The following is a 16,386-nucleotide window of genomic DNA, read 5'->3' on the forward strand; positions in this document are numbered from 1 at the left end:
TAATATAGAGCTATTCATAAGATTCTAAAATGTTTATGCGATGTTTTTTTCCCCAGTTTACAAGTATATCAATAATTTCTTTGGTAGATTTTCCGTATTCTGTGATAGAGTATTCTACTTTTATGGGTTTGGTTTTTTGCTCCTCTCTTTTAATGAGCTTGTTAGCTTCTAAATCTTTAAGTTCTTTAGACAGCATTTTCGACGAAATACCGTCAATGTCACGCTCCATTTTTTTAAAAGTATTACTATCATCTTCACGAACGATTAAATAGTGAAGAATTAATAGTTTCCATTTTCCGCCAAGAGTTTCGAGCGTATCACGCATGGCTAATAAGTTTCCTGTACATGCAGGTGGATCTGAAATCGGTTTTTTTACCATTTCGCTTACTTTTTTGTTACCAGTTACCTAAAGTTAACCCATACCAAATATAGCTTATTTCAGCCATAAATTTGTACAAGAAATCATAAATATTACTATGAAAAGACAAGTTTACTCAGATATAATCTTTTTTTTGATTCATATAGAGGGTATCAGTAGGGTAATTTGTATTCAATCACAAAACAAAATATAGAAATGAAAGAAACAGTATTAATAACAGGAGCAAATAGTTTTATAGCAGGTCATTTGATTCAGATTTTAAAGGAAAATTACAATATTAAATTATTAACAAGAAGCCCTAGAGAAAGTAATGAGTTCAAATGGGATGTTCATGAGAAAACAATTGATGATAAAGCATTAGAAGGAGTGGATTATATTGTGCATTTGGCAGGTTCTAAATTGAATGACGGAACACCTTTAACATTAGAACGTAAAAAGCTGGTGTATGAAAGTAGAATAGGAGCTTCCGATTTCCTTCGTGAAGAACTGAAAAAAAGAGGTCATAAACTTAAAGCTTTTGTTTCGGCTTCAGCAATTGGGTATTACGGGTTTCAGGAACGTACACTTGAAATTGATGAAAACGGAAAAAAAAGGAATCGGTTTTGCGGCTGATCTTAGTGATGATTGGGAAAAAGCAGCAGACAGATTTAAAGAAGACGGAATTGCTGAAAATGTATCTAAAATAAGAGTGTCTTTGGTTTTAGGTAATGAAGGGGGGATTTTCCCGGTGTATGAACAAATAGTAAAAAGTGATCCGAATATTATTTTTAAGGAAAATGATTCGGCTGTTCCTTGGAATCATGTAGAAGATATGGCAGGAATTTTTGCTTTTGCAGTTGAGAAAAAATTAGATGACATTTATAATTCTGTGGCACCACAACCTGCCTCACAACAAGATATTTACAAAGCTATTTCAAATGAATTAGGATTGAATGATAAGTTGCCGATTTCAAAGTTTAAAGGGCAGCATTTAGTTTCAAGGAAAATTGAAAATGAAGGCTTTGTTTTCAAATATCCTGATATTGAAAAAGCTGTTAAAAATTTAATCACAAAATCTAAAATTTAATATGATAACTTTATTGTTCACAGCTACTCATTTGATGTTAGCTAATATTAAAAAATTAATCTAAAAAATAAAGAAATGAATACTAGAAATATAGAAAAAGTATTGCATCCAGGCTCATTCAATTGGGTTGGAAATGCATTTTATACCACATCATTTATAGGGAGAGGAATTACCCGTCGTAGAATGGATCCTTTTTTTGCACTAGGGTATAATGCGGATATAGAATTTGAGGCTGAGGAAATTCCGAGAGGAGTAGGTCCACATCCACACAAAGGTTTTGAAACTGTAACAGTAGCTTATAAAGGTAAAATTGCGCACAGAGACAGTTACAGAAATCATGGTGTGATAGGAGAAGGTGATGTACAATGGATGACAGCCGGAGCAGGAATTCTTCACGAAGAATATCACGAAGAAGAATGGTCTAAAGAAGGTGGTACTTTTCAAATGGTGCAAATGTGGGTGAATCTTCCTGCAAAAGACCGTGAAACCAAACCTCATTATCAGGATTTGTTGTTTGATGATATGACTAAAGTACAGCTTGAAAATAACGGAGGCTTTATAAATGTAATTGCAGGTGAATATCAGGGGCAAAAAGGAAAAGCAACTACCTATTCTCCAATCAATATGTTTAATGCATACTTGAATAAAGGAGGAAAAGCTGTTTTTGAATTTCCGAATCATTACAATACAGCGATTCTTATTATTGAAGGCGGAGTTGTTGTTAACGGAACAGAGAATCTGAATAAAGACACTTTTGCAATGTTTGAAAATGAAAAAGGAGATACGTTCAGCCTTGAAGCGACAAGTGATAATACTATCGTTTTGATTGTAAGCGGAGAACCTCTAAATGAGCCTATCGCACATTACGGTCCATTTGTAATGAACACTCAGGAACAATTGGTGAAAGCATTTGAAGAGTTTCAGGCAGGGAAATTTGGAACATTATAAAAATAAAAGAAGTAGTAATAAATCAGGCAGAGATTATTTCTCTGCCTGATTGTTTTTTATATAATTCCTTCGTCCAGAAGTCTGTGAATGTCGATAATACCGTGATAATTTCCGTTTTCAGTAACAATCAATTGCCCGATATTGTTTTCTTTCAAAATTCTCATTGCCTCTTTAGCTAATGCCTCTTTCTCAATTGTTTTAGGGTTTTTAGACATAATATCTTTTGCTATAATGAATGAAACATCTTCATTTTTCATTAGCATTCTTCTCAAATCTCCGTCCGTAATAACACCTATAATTTCATTATTGTTGGTTACAACTGTAATTCCATGTGAAGAAGAACTTATTGAAATGATAACCTCTCTTATAGATGCCGTATCTGAAACCTGAGGTTTTTGAGAAGATAAAAATTGTTCTACAGTTGCTGTAAGGTTCTTTCCTAAACTTCCTCCTGGATGAAATTTTGCGAAATCAGTTTCTTTGAATTGGTTTAATTCCATCAAACATACCGCCAAAGCATCACCTAAAGCCATTTGTAAAGTGGTAGAACTTGTAGGAGCTAATTTATTGGGACACGCTTCCATATCAACATGGGTGTCCAAAATAACTTCAGAAAACTCGGCCAATTTGCTCTTTTTGTTTCCTGTCATTCCTATTAAAGCTGAGGAATAGTTCTTCAAATATGGAACGAGATTTACAATTTCAGGAGAATTTCCCGAATTTGAAATGCATAAAACCACATCCTGCTTTTGAATAACTCCTAAATCCCCATGAATAGCTTCTGAAGCGTGTAAAAATTGTGATGGTGTACCTGTGGAATTTAATGTAGCTACAATTTTATTTCCGACATGGGCAGATTTCCCGATTCCTACAACAATTAGTTTTCCTTTTGCCGAATGAATGATTTCTACAGCTTTGGCAAAATCCTCATTAATACGGCTTTTTAATTTTTCAAGTTCTGAAATTTCTATTTCTATAGTTTTTTTTGCTATTGAAATAATATTGGTATTTTCCATTTTATTTTGATAGGGCTTACAAAAAATCTCTTAAAAAATGTTATATTTTAAAAAGAATATTTAATATAAGTTTTATTTTTTATAAATTCGTTCGCTTTTATTTTAAGTAAAATTTTTATAACTTTGGAATAGATGCAAATTTAGCAATAGAAAATTAGATGAGCGCAAAAAAAGCCAATTTATCAGGCGAATTGAAAAAACATTTCGGGTTTTCTACTTTTAAAGGTCAACAAGAACAAATCATAGATAACCTGTTAGCTGGGAAAGATATTTTTGTTTTAATGCCGACAGGAGGTGGTAAATCTTTATGTTATCAGCTTCCGGCACTTATTTCTGAAGGCACAGCGATAGTAGTTTCTCCCTTAATAGCGTTAATGAAGAATCAGGTAGATGCGGTAAACGGTCTTTCGTCTGATGATGGGGTAGCGCATGTTTTGAATTCATCATTGAATAAAACACAAACCAAACAGGTTTTTGATGATATTAAAAGTGGTAAAACAAAACTTTTATATGTTGCTCCTGAATCATTGATTAAGGAAGATTATCTGGACTTTTTGAAAGAAGTGAAAATTTCTTTCTTTGCTATTGATGAGGCACACTGTATTTCAGAATGGGGACACGATTTTAGACCAGAATACAGAAATCTTAAGCAAATTATTGATAAAATTGCCGAAGTTCCGGTAATTGCATTAACGGCAACAGCAACACCTAAAGTTCAGGATGATATCCAGAAAACTTTGGGAATGACAAATGCTTTGGTTTTTAAAGAAAGCTTTAACAGACCTAATCTTTATTATGAAGTACGTCCTAAAGTAAATGTTGACAAAGAGATTGTAAAGTTTATAAATCAACACAAAGGCAAATCAGGGATTGTTTATTGTCTAAGCCGAAGAAAGGTAGAAGAGTTTGCTCAACTGTTACAGGTTAATGGTGTAAATGCTTTACCTTATCACGCTGGTCTTGACCAAAAAATAAGGGTCGCAAATCAGGACAAATTTTTGATGGAAGAAGTAGATGTGATTGTCGCTACAATTGCATTTGGAATGGGGATTGATAAACCGGATGTACGATTTGTAATTCATTATGATTTTCCAAAATCTTTAGAAAGTTATTATCAGGAAACCGGTCGTGCCGGTCGAGACGGAGGAGAAGGTCATTGTTTGGCATTCTATGATCCGAAAGATATTGAAAAACTAGAGAAATTCTTGGCTCAAAAGCCTGTTTCCGAAAGGGAAATTGGGTTACAGCTTTTAAATGAAGTTGTAGGTTATGCCGAAACTTCAATGAGTAGAAGACAATATATTTTATATTATTTCGGGGAGAATTTTGATCCTGTTAATGGAGAGGGAGCGAAGATGTGTGATAACTCATCAAATCCTCCGAAATTAAAAGATGCTACGAATGATTTGAAGAAAGCTCTTGAGCTAATTAGAGATACAGGAGAAAAGTTCAAAGCTAAAGATTTAATCTCTGTAATTGGTGGAAAAGAAACGGCAGTTACCAAATCTTATAAATTAGAACAATCGTCTTATTTCGGTTTCGGAAAAGAGGAAAAAGATAATTATTGGAAAAGTATTCTAAGACAGGGCACAGTTCAGAACTATATACAGAAAGATATTGAAACGTATGGAGTTTTAAAGATTGCCGAAAAAGGAAAACAGCTTTTGGAGGGTAAACTAGAACCTCCTTTCTTAATTGCTGAAGACAGAGAATTTGATTTGACTCAGGCTAAAGCTGAAAGTGATCAGGTGCAAATGCAGTCCGGAGGAGGTTTAGATCAGAATTTATTTGGTCAGCTGAAAGAATTGAGAAAAAAAGTAGCCAAAAAACATGGGATTCCACCTTATACCGTATTTATGGATCCTAGTTTGGAGGATATGACGGTTCAATACCCGATTACTGTTGAAGAAATTACAAAAATATATGGTGTTGGTGAAGGAAAAGCAAAAAAGTATGGAAAAGAATTTGCTGATTTCATCAGTAAATATGTAGAGGATAATAATATCGAGCGTACTCAGGATATGGTTCTGAAACAGGTGGCAAACAAATCTAGCCACAAAGTTTTTATTATTCAGAGTACTGACAAAAAAATTGACCTTGAAGACATTGCAAGAGCTAAAAACCTTTCAATGGATGAATTGTTGAAAGAAATGGAGCGTATCGTGTATCAAGGAACAAAATTAAATATTGATTATTATATTGAAGATAATTTTGATGAAGATATCGTTGATGAATTCATGGAATTTATGAACGAATCTGAAAGTGACAGCATGAAAGTTTTATTAGATGAATTTGGAGATGAATTATCAGATGAAGAAGTAAGAATGTTGAGAATAAAATTCATTAGTGATGTAGCTAATTAGAATCATTTAAATGATAATGAAATAAAAAAGAAATCCTTTCAAAAGAAGGGTTTCTTTTTTATTAAAATTTGGTCAAATACCATGTAATTATTTCTGTTTTTATGGATTGAAACTAAACTGTACCAAACTTTTTACTAATTTTACACTGATGAAAAAGATTTCTGTCATATTTATTCTGCCGGATCTGGAGACCGGAGGTGCAGAAAGGATTGTTACCACCATTGCGAATCATCTTTCCCGAGATAGATTTGAACCTAAAATTTTGTTGTTACGCAAGCAAGGAGGGTATCTTAATTTCTTAAAAGAAGATGTTGAAATTATTGATGTTAATACAGAAAGAATCAGGCATTCTTTGAAACCAATTTTAAGAGAGATTTATAGAAGAAAACCTGATATTGTCTTTTCGGGTTTTGGAGAAGTAAATGCATATTTATCACTGTTTATAAAACTTTTTCCGAGAACTAAATTCATAGCTCGTGAAACGAATGTTGTATCTCAACATGTTACCAGAAAAGAAATAAAGTTTTTCTATAATTTTTACAATAATTATCACAAAGTCATTGCTCAAAGTGATGATATGAAGAAGGATTTGATTGACAATTTTAGTATTAAGCAAAAGAAAATTGTCAAAATAAATAATCCTGTTGATTTTGAGTTTATTAATTCAAAACTTGAAAGCTCAATAAAACCTGAAAGTTTTAAATACAATTACAAGAATGTAGTTGCTATTGGAAATTTATCGGGAAGGAAAGGTTTTGACAATCTTTTAAAGGTTTTTTCCAGACTTAAAAATGAAAATATTATTCTTCATATTTTAGGTGACGGTGACGATAGAGAACTACTTCATCAAATGAAAGATTTTTTAGGGTTAAATCAGGTTGTTTTCCATGGAAGACAGGAAAATCCTTACCAATTTCTGAAGTATGCAGATTTATTTATTCTCTCATCAAGATATGAAGGTTTTCCGAATGTTTTGCTTGAGGCCGGAGCTTGTGGAGTGTATTCTCTAGCCAATAACTGCCCTGGTGGAATTAACGAAATTATTCAGGATAATATCAACGGCGAAATTGTTGATATCGAAAATCATGACAATTTTGCGGAGAAAATCATTTCTGTACTTCAAAGAGAACATGATAAAACAGCTATTAAAAATTCCATTCGATCAAGGTTTTCAAAGCATATCATTTTGGATAAGTATGAAAAATTACTTTTGGAAATGATTAATAAATAATACAATTAAAACTCAGTATTTACCTAAATTTGAACTTTAAATTTTATCTATTATTTATTCATGAACAAAATTCAGAAATTAGGATGTGCTTGTGAAAAACCGACCTCAAATTATACAGAATACAGAAGCTCTCAGCTGGGAATAGATCATTCTAATGGAAGATACCGAGAAGTAAGTATTCAGCAGTGCAAATTGTGCCAGAGAATCTGGATCCGTTATTTTGTTGAATATGAAAGTTTCTCCAATTCAGGAAGATGGTACAAAGGAATTGTTTCGAAAAAAGACCGTCCGCAAATAACTCCCGAAAATGCTGTTGAATATCTGGAAAGCCTTGATTGGTATGTGTTTGGAGGTTCTTATTTTGAAAGTACAGGAGAATTCGGGCAAGGGAAACTGAATGTAGATTTGTAATATTTCAGAATACAATAAAAATTTCTATTTCAAATTTGGCGAAACACACTTTGGCACTTGGTAATTAATCTGTAAATTTGTAAGAATTAAGATTGATAATAATAAACAAATTCATAAAATAACATGAGTCAATTCGATGTTACCGTAATCGGTTCTGGTCCTGGTGGTTATGTTGCTGCAATTCGTGCTGCACAATTAGGCTTCACAACAGCAATTATCGAGAAATATTCAACTTTAGGAGGAACTTGCCTTAATGTGGGATGTATTCCGTCAAAAGCGCTTTTAGATAGTTCTGAACATTTCGAAAATGCAAAACACAATTTCGAAAACCATGGAATCATCATTAATGAACCAAAGGCAGACATTGCAAGAATGATTGCCAGAAAAAATGAAGTAGTAGAACAAACTACAAAAGGTATCAACTTTTTGATGGACAAAAACAAAATTACTGTTTTTGAAGGAGTTGGAAGCTTTGAATCTGCTACTCAGATTAAAGTAACGAAGAACGACGGTTCTACTGAAACCATAGAGTCTAAATATACAATTATTGCAACTGGTTCTAAACCATCTTCTTTGCCTTTCATTACTTTAGATAAAGAAAGAATCATTACTTCTACGGAAGCATTAAATCTTAAGGAAATTCCTAAGCATTTGGTAGTTATCGGAGGAGGAGTTATCGGTCTTGAGCTAGGTTCTGTTTATTTAAGATTAGGAGCTCAGGTTACTGTTGTTGAGTTTATGGATAAAATCATCCCTGGAATGGATGGAGCTTTAAGTAAAGAATTGACTAAAGTTCTTAAAAAACAAGGAATGAAATTCATGCTTTCTACGGCTGTTTCTGCAGTTGAAAGAAATGGAGACTCTGTAAAAGTTACAGCTAAAGATAAAAAAGGAGAAGAAGTAGTTGTAGAAGGAGATTATTGTTTAGTTTCTGTGGGAAGAAGACCTTATACAGAAGGTCTTGGACTTGAAAAAGCAGGAGTGGAGCTTGACGAAAGAGGAAGAATTAAAACAAATGATCACTTACAAACTAATGTTGCAAACATCTACGCAATCGGAGATGTTATCAAAGGAGCAATGTTGGCTCATAAAGCTGAAGAAGAAGGAGTTTTCGTTGCTGAAACTTTAGCTGGTCAAAAGCCTCATATCAATTATAACCTGATTCCGGGGGTTGTATATACTTGGCCTGAAGTTGCAGGAGTTGGTAAAACTGAAGAACAACTAAAAGAAGAAGGTGTGGCTTACAAGGTAGGTTCTTTCCCAATGAGAGCTTTGGGAAGAAGCCGTGCAAGTGGTGATGTTGATGGTTTAGTGAAAATTATTGCTGACGAAAAGACTGATGAAGTTTTAGGTTTCCACGTGATTGGAGCAAGAGCTGCAGACCTTATTGCAGAAGGTGTAATCGCAATGGAATTCCGTGCAAGTGCAGAAGATATCGCAAGAAGTTCTCATGCTCATCCAACGTATGCAGAAGCTATTAAAGAAGCTGCATTGGATGCTACAGGAAAGAGAGCAATTCATATTTAATTTTATTTAATCATTTATATATTCAAGAGAGGCGAAAATGCCTCTCTTTTTTGTTGAAGTATATGAATGCTTTTCATTTGAACTTCATTTTGCTCTTTCGGTTATATTTTCCATACCTTTGCAGACTAATATTATCTTTACATGCAACTCGGAAAAACTCAAACTTTAAAAATTTCGGAAAAAATCAATTCAGGATGGATTTTAACAGATGAATTAGGTGAAAAGGCTTTTTTGCCCAAAATTTTCATTCAGGACGAAAAAGAGATTGATGAAGAAGTTGAAGTTTTTGTATATCAGGATGATAATAAATTAAAGGCAACAACTGAAATTCCTTTGGCTGAAGTCGGCGAATTTGCTGTGATGAGCTGTGTTCAAAGTCTTCCAAGTGGAGCATTTATGGATTGGGGAATTATTAAAGATTTATTCATTCCTTATAAGCAGCAAAAATCTAAAATCATTGAAGGTAAAAGATATTTAGTACATATCTATGTTGATGAAAGTTTAGATTTAATTACTGGGACTACTAAATTTAAAAGAAATCCTCAGTATCAGGATTTACCTTTTAAGAAAGGAGATAAAGTTGATTTGATTATGATGAATGAAAGCGAATTGGGCTGGAATGTTGTCATTAATAAAAAATATATCGGATTGATATATGCTTCGGATGTATTCAAGAAGTTATACCCTTTGTCAGAAGAAACGGGATACATTAAGGCAATTCGTGAAGATGGCAAAATAGATGTTTCTTTACAACCGGAAGGATTTGAAAATATTGACGAATTCAAACAAAAAATTCTCAATAAATTAGAGGAGAATTATGGTTTGCTTCATCTTTCAGACAAATCTTCACCGGAAGAAATCAAGGATGAGGTTCAGATGAGTAAAAAGAACTTTAAGAAAGCAATCGGAGGTCTTTATAAAGATAAAATAATTGATATTTTAGATGATAAAATACGGTTATTATAAAACAAAAAAGCGAGTAGAATTTTCTACTCGCTTTTTTTATAATGTAAAGTTTTCATAAAATCTATTTAAATTTTTTGTTTAACAATTTTGTCAAAAAAAATATTTGTTATAATTTTGCGACAAATTTGTTTAACAAAAATGTCAAATCAAGCAAAAAAGGACCAAACGCAGGAGTTAATCAAGGAAACGGCAAAGAATTTATTCTTTGTGAAAGGCAAATTTGATGCTACTACACAAGAGATTGCGGATGCGGCAGGGATAAATAGAACTCTGATAAATTACTATTTCCGTTCGAGAGATAATCTTATTCAGATTGTTTTTGAAGAAGCTCAGAAGGTGGAGAGAGAGAAATCTGATATTATAATGGATTCTGAAATGCCTTTTAAAGAGAAAATAAGTGAGTTTATAGAAAGCAGTTTGTCTACAAGTTTGCGTTACCCTTACCTTGAAACTTATATTGTTTCACAGATTAATAAAGGGAATTGTCAACGAAAAGATATTGAGGAACACGATCTTAATAAATTCTATCGAGATATTGAAAAAGAAATGGAGCTAGGAAGAATTGAAAAGATGAAGCCTGTACAATTTATCCTTAATATGATTTCTCTGCTTGTTTTTCCTAGTGCAGTCAGACCTTTATTGATGGAGAATCTTATCATTGATGATAAAGAATATGATCAGTTGATCTCCGAAAGAAAAGAAATAATATTAAATATGTTATTTAAGCACTAAAATAGATTAAAGTATTTTGAAAATACATTCGTCTTTTATAAATAAAATCATCTAAGAAAATAATAAACGTAGTAATAAAATTATGAAAAGGAAACGTATAACTGCAAAAAAGCTAAAAATTGGGATAGCTGCAGCATTTATGATTTTCGGTTATTCATCTGTGTCTGCTCAACAGCAGATTTCTTTACAAGAAGCCATAAAACAGGCGCTTCAGAACAAAGCAGAAGCTAAAAAAGCTGCTTTACAGGTGAAAAAAGCGGAATATAAAATTGATGAAGCTAGAGCAGGAGCACTTCCACAAGTAAGTGCAACAGGTAATATTACCTATAACCCGATTATTCAAGAATCTGTACTTGATTTTGGAGGACAGAGAACTGTAGTAAAAATGGGACAACCTTGGACGTCAAATATTTCGGCATCGGTTTACCAGACATTATTTGACCAGAGAGTATTTACAGGATTAAAAGCCGCGAAATCTACACGCGAGTTTTATATTCTTAATTCTCAGCTTACGAATGAGCAAATTATTGAAAATGTAGCAACTGCTTACTACAATGTTTTTGTTCAGGAAGAGAACTTGAAAACGGTAGAGTCTAGTTATACCAATACCGAAAAAGTAAGAAATATTATTAAAAGTTTAGTTGATAATGGTTTGGCTAAAGAAATAGATTTAGACAGAACAAACGTACAACTTACTAATATAAGTTCTAATAAGCAAAGGTTAATCAATGGAGTTGATTTAGCGAAAAATGCCCTTAAATTCTATATGGGTATTCCTATTGATACTGAAATTGAACTGGAAGAGAGAGAAATTGAGCCTAAACCTGAGTTATTGGCTTCTGTAACGAATATTGAGAACCGTTCTGAAATAAAAGTTCTTGAAAAACAGAAAGAACTTTTACAATATAACAAAAAAGCAACAGAGGCATTACTTTATCCTACGGTTGGTTTGCAAGGTAATTACGGTTGGTATGGAGTAGGAGGTAAATTTCCTCTTACAAATGGTTTAAACAATGGTGTGAACTGGAGTGATTTTGCCTCAATAGGTCTTAATGTAAATATTCCCATTTTTACAGGTGGAGCCACAAAAGCTAAAATACAGCAGGCCGAAATTGATATTCAGGATTTGAATCAGGATATTGAAAATACTAAACTGAGTTTAAATTTAGATTATGAAAATTCGGTTACGAATATTGAAAATGCCTTAATCAATCTGAAAAGCATGAAAGAAAATGTTGAATTGGCTGAAAAAGTGCAAAAAAATACACAGTCAAATTATCAGTATGGATTGGCTAATCTTACAGAAGTTTTAGATGCTGAAAATGCTTTAACACAGGCAAAACAAAATCATGCTAATGCTTTACTAGATTATAAACAAGCGGAAATAAAACTGATAAAAGCTAAAGGTGAATTAAATACACTACAAAACCAATAATTAACTAAAATGAAAAAAACTTTAATATATATTATCGTAGCTGCTGTACTTGTAGGTCTGGCTGCTTATAAAATTGTAAATAATAAAAAAGAACAAACAGCCACAGTTGCTGAAGTTGCTAAAACGGTAGAAAAAATAAACGTAAATATCGAAAAAGTAAAATACGAACATATTAATACTGAATATACTGCGAATGGTAATTTCATACCTAAAGCTGAAACTAATTTAGCATCAGAAATTGCGGGTAAAGTTATCAGTGTAAATGTAAAAGAAGGCTCCAGAGTAGGTGCAGGTCAGGTGGTTGCTGTTATCAAAAAAGATGCAATTGAAGTAGATGTTACACAGGCTCAAAATAATTTGCAGAATGCGATTATTGATAATCAACGTTATGAAAATGCATTCAAAACAGGAGGGGTTACAAAACAGCAATTAGATCAATCCAGATTGCAGCTTAAAAACGCTCAGGCTGCTGTTAGAGCTCAAAATGTAAAAGTAAATAATGCGAATGTTACTGCAGGTATCAGCGGAACTATTAATAAAAGAATGGTAGAACCGGGAGCCGTTGTTTCTCCGGGAACACCATTATTTGAAATTGTAAATATCAATACTCTTAAATTATCTGTTTTGGTGGATGAAAGCCAAGTCGGTAGATTAGCTTTAGGTCAATCAGTTGATATTAAGGTAAATTCAATTGGTGATGAAACCATTACTGGTAAAATTACATTCATTGCACCGAAAAGTGATGCATCGCTTAACTTCCCTGTAGAAATTGAGGTTGCCAATAATGGAAAACTAAAAGCAGGTATGTACGGAACTGCAATATTTAAAACAAGTAACGGAGGTGAAACTCAAAGTATATTAACTGTTCCTGCAACTGCATTCGTGAATGGTGTATCTTCTGGTCAGCTATTTATCAATGACAATGGAGTAGCTAAAATGATTAAAGTATCCGTAGGAAAAGTATATGGAGATCGTGTACATATTCTTAGTGGTCTGAAAGAGGGTGATGAAGTAATTACAAGTGGACAAATTAACCTTGATAACGGATATAAAATCAATATCGTAAAGTAAGATTATATGAAGTTAGCAGAAATATCGATAAAAAGACCCTCGTTAATTATTGTATTATTTACAATTTTAACGTTAGGAGGTTTGCTAAGTTATTCCATGATGGGATACGAGCTTATTCCTAAATTTGAAACCAACATGGTAACAATATCCACGGTATATCCTGGTGCTTCACCAAGTGAGGTAGAAACATCCGTTACCCGTAAAATTGAAGATGCCGTTGGGTCATTAGAAAACGTAAAAAAAGTAGAAGCTTCTTCATACGAAAGTTTATCTGTTATCATGGTTCAGTTGAACGCAGGTGCAGATGTTGATTTTGCTTTGAATGATGCACAGCGTAAAGTAAATGCAATTTTATCTGATTTGCCGGATGATGCAGATGCTCCTTCACTTAATAAATTCTCTTTAGATGATATGCCAATCATGACGATGAGTATTTCGAGTGAGAAGCTAAACAGTAAAGAGCTTTACGATTTATTAGACAAAAAAATTGAACCTACATTCTCTCGTGTAAACGGGGTGGCTAAAGTAGATTTGATTGGTGGACAAGAAAGAGAAATTCAAGTAAATATTGATGAGAAGAAACTTCAAGGATACGGTATTTCTATCGGTGAAGTTCAACAGGCTATTTTATCTTCCAATTTAGATTTCCCGACGGGTAATGTAAAAACACGTACATCAAAATCTACCATCAGATTATCTGGTAAATACAAATCTGTGGAGCAGATGAGCAACTTGGTTATTTCTAACAAAAATGGAGCTCAGGTACGTTTATCAGATGTTGCTGTAGTGTTGGATACAACGGAAGATGTAGAAAAGTTGGCTCGTTATAATCAGAATCCCACTATATTGATTCAGATTAAAAAGCAATCGGATGCCAATGCTGTTGCTGTATCAGAATTGGTTCAGAAAACTATCGAAAATGTAGAAAAAACATACGCCAATCAAGGAATTAAACTGAATATTGTAAACGACACTACAACCTTTACATTAGCTGCTGCGGATCACGTTATTTTCGATTTGTTTTTGGCAATTATCTTGGTTGCTGTGGTAATGTTATTATTCTTACATAGTATTAGAAATGCATTTATTGTAATGATATCGATTCCAATGTCGTTGATTGCGGCATTCATTGGAATGAATTTAATGGGGTATACACTTAATCTGATGTCGTTATTGGGGTTATCATTGGTTGTTGGTATCTTGGTGGATGATGCGATTGTAGTACTTGAAAACATCTACCGTCACATGGAGATGGGGAAATCTAAAATCAGAGCATCTTTTGATGGAGCTTCAGAAATCGGATTTACCGTAACTGCGATTACTTTAGTAATTGTGGTAGTATTCTTACCAATTGCAATGAGTACAGGTTTGGTAGCAAATATTTTGGCTCAGTTCTGTGTCACGGTGGTTATTGCTACTTTATTGTCGTTATTATCATCATTTACTATTATTCCTTGGTTGTCATCAAGATTTGGTAAGCTAGAGCATTTAACTGGTAAAAACTGGTTCGAAAAATTTATTCTTTGGTTTGAAAAACAATTAGATACTTTCACACATTGGATAACAGGGATTCTTGAGTGGTGTTTAAGAACTACATTGAGAAGAATAATGACGGTTGTTGTTACTTTTATTATTCTTATTTCTTCTTTCATGCTTGTGAAATTCGGATTTATTGGAGGTGAATTCTTCCCGAAATTAGATAAAGGAGAGTTCTTAGTTCAGATAGAATTACCAAAAGATGCATCAGTAGAAAAAACCAATCAGGTAACCTTAGATGTTGAAAAATTCTTAAGAAAATATCCTGAGGTTGTTAATATGATTACAACAGTAGGTCAGCAGTCTTCTGGTATGGGAGGTATGCAGTCTACAGCATATCAATCAGAAATTCAGGTTATTTTAACAGATAAATCTGAGAGAGCGGAAAGTACAGACATTATGTCTGCCCGAATAAAAAGAGCTTTAGAAGAAAAATATACAGGTGTTGAATTTAAAACCGCACCAATCGGAATTATGGGAGCAGAAAGAGCACCAATCGAATTGGTAGTTACGGCTCCTGATAACGAAACTGCAACTAAAGAAGCAGAAAGATTATTGGCATTGTTGAAAAAAGTTCCGGGTTCTGTAGGTGCTGAACTGTCTACAGACACAGGAAGTCCTGAAGTTCAGGTAAATATTGACAGAGATAAAATGTCTGCTTTGGGACTTAATCTTTCAAATGTAGGACAAGTAATGCAAACTGCATTTAACGGTAATACAGACGGAAAATTCAGAGCCGGAGAATATGAGTATGATATCAATATCCGTTTTGCAGATAATGATAGAAAATCTATTGAAGATGTAAGAAACCTAATGTTTACTAATAATAAAGGTGAACAAATAAGATTGAGTCAGTTTGCAAATGTAGAAATGGGTTCAGGGCCAAGTTTATTACAGCGTAGAGATAAATCTCCTGCGGTTAAAGTTCAATCTAAAGTTGTAGGTAGACCTTCCGGAGACGTTGCGAATGAATGGTCTGCAATGTTCTGGGATAGCAAAGATAAACCTGCAGGTGTAGATTACGTTTGGGGTGGTGATATGGAAAACCAGTCTGAAGGTTTTGGTACTTTAGGTATCGCTTTATTGGCGGCAATTATTTTGGTTTACTTGGTAATGGTATCGCTTTATGACAGTTTTGTATATCCGTTTGTGGTGTTATTCTCAATTCCGTTGGCATTGATTGGAGTTATGGTTATTCTGGCATTAACAGGAAATTCATTAAACATTTTCACAATGTTGGGTATGATTATGTTGATTGGTTTGGTTGCTAAAAATGCCATCATGCTTGTTGACTTTACGAATATGAGAAAAGCAGAAGGCGCAAATACTCATGATGCATTGATTCAGGCTAACCATGCACGTCTTCGTCCGATTTTGATGACCACAATTGCGATGATATTTGGTATGATTCCTATTGCGTTGGCAAGTGGAGCAGGAGCTGAGATGAATAATGGTCTTGCCTGGGTAATTATCGGAGGTTTAACATCTTCATTATTCCTTACTTTGATTATTGTACCAGTAGTTTATTCTTTATTCGATTCAGTTTTAAGAAGAATGGGTAAAGATAAAAAGATAGACTATGAAGCTGAAATGAAAGCCGATTATGTACATAGAGAACTAAGTGATGACGGATTTACTCCAAAACATTTAGATTAATATAACAGCCTTAATTAACCGAAAAAGCGTATCAGAAATGATACGCTTT

Annotated in this window: 14 protein-coding genes; 12 read left to right on the plus strand and 2 right to left on the minus strand. The window is 33.5% G+C overall.

What is annotated here, in order from left to right:
• Positions 1–10 precede the first annotated feature (10 nt).
• On the minus strand, positions 11–379 hold the full coding sequence (locus tag OH806_RS10835; RefSeq protein WP_264743698.1) for a winged helix-turn-helix transcriptional regulator: 369 nt from the start codon (positions 377–379) through the stop codon (positions 11–13).
• A 195-nt stretch (positions 380–574) separates the two neighbouring features.
• On the opposite strand from OH806_RS10835, the gene OH806_RS10840 reads away from it, so the two are divergent.
• The 3 genes from OH806_RS10840 to OH806_RS10850 all read left to right on the plus strand — a co-directional run bounded on the left by OH806_RS10840 (position 575) and on the right by OH806_RS10850 (position 2,393).
• The gene (locus OH806_RS10840; RefSeq protein WP_264743699.1) at positions 575–991 is read left to right on the plus strand and encodes an NAD-dependent epimerase/dehydratase family protein; all 417 of its coding nucleotides are present in this window, start codon (positions 575–577) and stop codon (positions 989–991) included.
• A complete protein-coding gene (locus OH806_RS10845) occupies positions 954–1,445 on the plus strand; it encodes a DUF1731 domain-containing protein (protein ID WP_264743700.1) in 492 nt (163 codons plus the stop codon). Before OH806_RS10840 ends, OH806_RS10845 begins: the two co-directional genes overlap by 38 nt.
• 75 nt (positions 1,446–1,520) lie before the next feature.
• On the plus strand, positions 1,521–2,393 hold the full coding sequence (locus tag OH806_RS10850) for a pirin family protein (RefSeq protein ID WP_264743701.1): 873 nt from the start codon (positions 1,521–1,523) through the stop codon (positions 2,391–2,393).
• A gap of 56 nt (positions 2,394–2,449) precedes the next feature.
• On the opposite strand, the gene OH806_RS10855 is transcribed toward OH806_RS10850, so the two are convergent.
• Positions 2,450–3,409, minus strand: coding sequence for a KpsF/GutQ family sugar-phosphate isomerase (locus OH806_RS10855; RefSeq protein WP_264743702.1), 960 nt, complete (start codon positions 3,407–3,409; stop codon positions 2,450–2,452).
• Positions 3,410–3,567: 158 nt separating this feature from the next.
• Between OH806_RS10855 and recQ the strand changes: the two genes are divergently transcribed.
• From recQ to OH806_RS10900, 9 genes are all read left to right on the plus strand, one after another.
• Positions 3,568–5,772 carry a DNA helicase RecQ gene (gene recQ, locus OH806_RS10860; protein ID WP_264743703.1) on the plus strand — a complete coding sequence of 735 codons (2,205 nt, stop codon included), beginning with the start codon at positions 3,568–3,570 and terminating at the stop codon, positions 5,770–5,772.
• Between the two features lie 148 nt (positions 5,773–5,920).
• Positions 5,921–7,003: a glycosyltransferase gene (locus OH806_RS10865; RefSeq protein ID WP_264743704.1), complete on the plus strand. Its 1,083-nt coding sequence runs from the start codon at positions 5,921–5,923 to the stop codon at positions 7,001–7,003.
• A 60-nt stretch (positions 7,004–7,063) separates the two neighbouring features.
• Positions 7,064–7,414, plus strand: a complete 351-nt coding sequence (locus tag OH806_RS10870; protein WP_264743705.1) for a hypothetical protein — start codon at positions 7,064–7,066, stop codon at positions 7,412–7,414.
• Between the two features lie 123 nt (positions 7,415–7,537).
• Positions 7,538–8,941 carry a dihydrolipoyl dehydrogenase gene (lpdA, locus tag OH806_RS10875; RefSeq protein ID WP_264743706.1) on the plus strand — a complete coding sequence of 468 codons (1,404 nt, stop codon included), beginning with the start codon at positions 7,538–7,540 and terminating at the stop codon, positions 8,939–8,941.
• 141 nt (positions 8,942–9,082) lie between these two features.
• On the plus strand, positions 9,083–9,907 hold the full coding sequence (locus tag OH806_RS10880; RefSeq protein ID WP_264743707.1) for a CvfB family protein: 825 nt from the start codon (positions 9,083–9,085) through the stop codon (positions 9,905–9,907).
• A 138-nt stretch (positions 9,908–10,045) separates the two neighbouring features.
• Positions 10,046–10,639: a TetR/AcrR family transcriptional regulator gene (locus OH806_RS10885; protein ID WP_264743708.1), complete on the plus strand. Its 594-nt coding sequence runs from the start codon at positions 10,046–10,048 to the stop codon at positions 10,637–10,639.
• An 82-nt stretch (positions 10,640–10,721) separates the two neighbouring features.
• The gene (locus OH806_RS10890) at positions 10,722–12,074 is read left to right on the plus strand and encodes a TolC family protein (RefSeq protein ID WP_264743709.1); all 1,353 of its coding nucleotides are present in this window, start codon (positions 10,722–10,724) and stop codon (positions 12,072–12,074) included.
• 9 nt (positions 12,075–12,083) lie between these two features.
• Positions 12,084–13,145, plus strand: coding sequence for an efflux RND transporter periplasmic adaptor subunit (locus OH806_RS10895; protein ID WP_264743710.1), 1,062 nt, complete (start codon positions 12,084–12,086; stop codon positions 13,143–13,145).
• Positions 13,146–13,151: 6 nt separating this feature from the next.
• Positions 13,152–16,337, plus strand: coding sequence for an efflux RND transporter permease subunit (locus OH806_RS10900; protein ID WP_264743711.1), 3,186 nt, complete (start codon positions 13,152–13,154; stop codon positions 16,335–16,337).
• The last annotated feature ends 49 nt before the right edge of the window (positions 16,338–16,386 follow it).

It is taken from the genome of Chryseobacterium oryctis, assembly GCF_025971925.1.
GTDB classification, from domain to species: Bacteria; Bacteroidota; Bacteroidia; order Flavobacteriales; family Weeksellaceae; genus Chryseobacterium; species Chryseobacterium oryctis.

Bases quoted from the DNA above. Each gene is read 5' to 3' on its own strand.
- OH806_RS10900 (WP_264743711.1), top strand. From the start codon at position 13,152: ATGAAGTTAGCAGAAATATCGATAAAAAGACCCTCGTTAATTATTGTA.
- OH806_RS10855 (WP_264743702.1), bottom strand. From the start codon at position 3,409: ATGGAAAATACCAATATTATTTCAATAGCAAAAAAAACTATAGAAATA.
- OH806_RS10890 (WP_264743709.1), top strand. From the start codon at position 10,722: ATGAAAAGGAAACGTATAACTGCAAAAAAGCTAAAAATTGGGATAGCT.
- OH806_RS10880 (WP_264743707.1), top strand. From the start codon at position 9,083: ATGCAACTCGGAAAAACTCAAACTTTAAAAATTTCGGAAAAAATCAAT.
- OH806_RS10870 (WP_264743705.1), top strand. From the start codon at position 7,064: ATGAACAAAATTCAGAAATTAGGATGTGCTTGTGAAAAACCGACCTCA.
- lpdA (WP_264743706.1), top strand. From the start codon at position 7,538: ATGAGTCAATTCGATGTTACCGTAATCGGTTCTGGTCCTGGTGGTTAT.
- OH806_RS10835 (WP_264743698.1), bottom strand. From the start codon at position 379: ATGGTAAAAAAACCGATTTCAGATCCACCTGCATGTACAGGAAACTTA.
- recQ (WP_264743703.1), top strand. From the start codon at position 3,568: ATGAGCGCAAAAAAAGCCAATTTATCAGGCGAATTGAAAAAACATTTC.
- OH806_RS10845 (WP_264743700.1), top strand. From the start codon at position 954: ATGAAAACGGAAAAAAAAGGAATCGGTTTTGCGGCTGATCTTAGTGAT.
- OH806_RS10865 (WP_264743704.1), top strand. From the start codon at position 5,921: ATGAAAAAGATTTCTGTCATATTTATTCTGCCGGATCTGGAGACCGGA.
- OH806_RS10885 (WP_264743708.1), top strand. From the start codon at position 10,046: ATGTCAAATCAAGCAAAAAAGGACCAAACGCAGGAGTTAATCAAGGAA.
- OH806_RS10840 (WP_264743699.1), top strand. From the start codon at position 575: ATGAAAGAAACAGTATTAATAACAGGAGCAAATAGTTTTATAGCAGGT.
- OH806_RS10895 (WP_264743710.1), top strand. From the start codon at position 12,084: ATGAAAAAAACTTTAATATATATTATCGTAGCTGCTGTACTTGTAGGT.
- OH806_RS10850 (WP_264743701.1), top strand. From the start codon at position 1,521: ATGAATACTAGAAATATAGAAAAAGTATTGCATCCAGGCTCATTCAAT.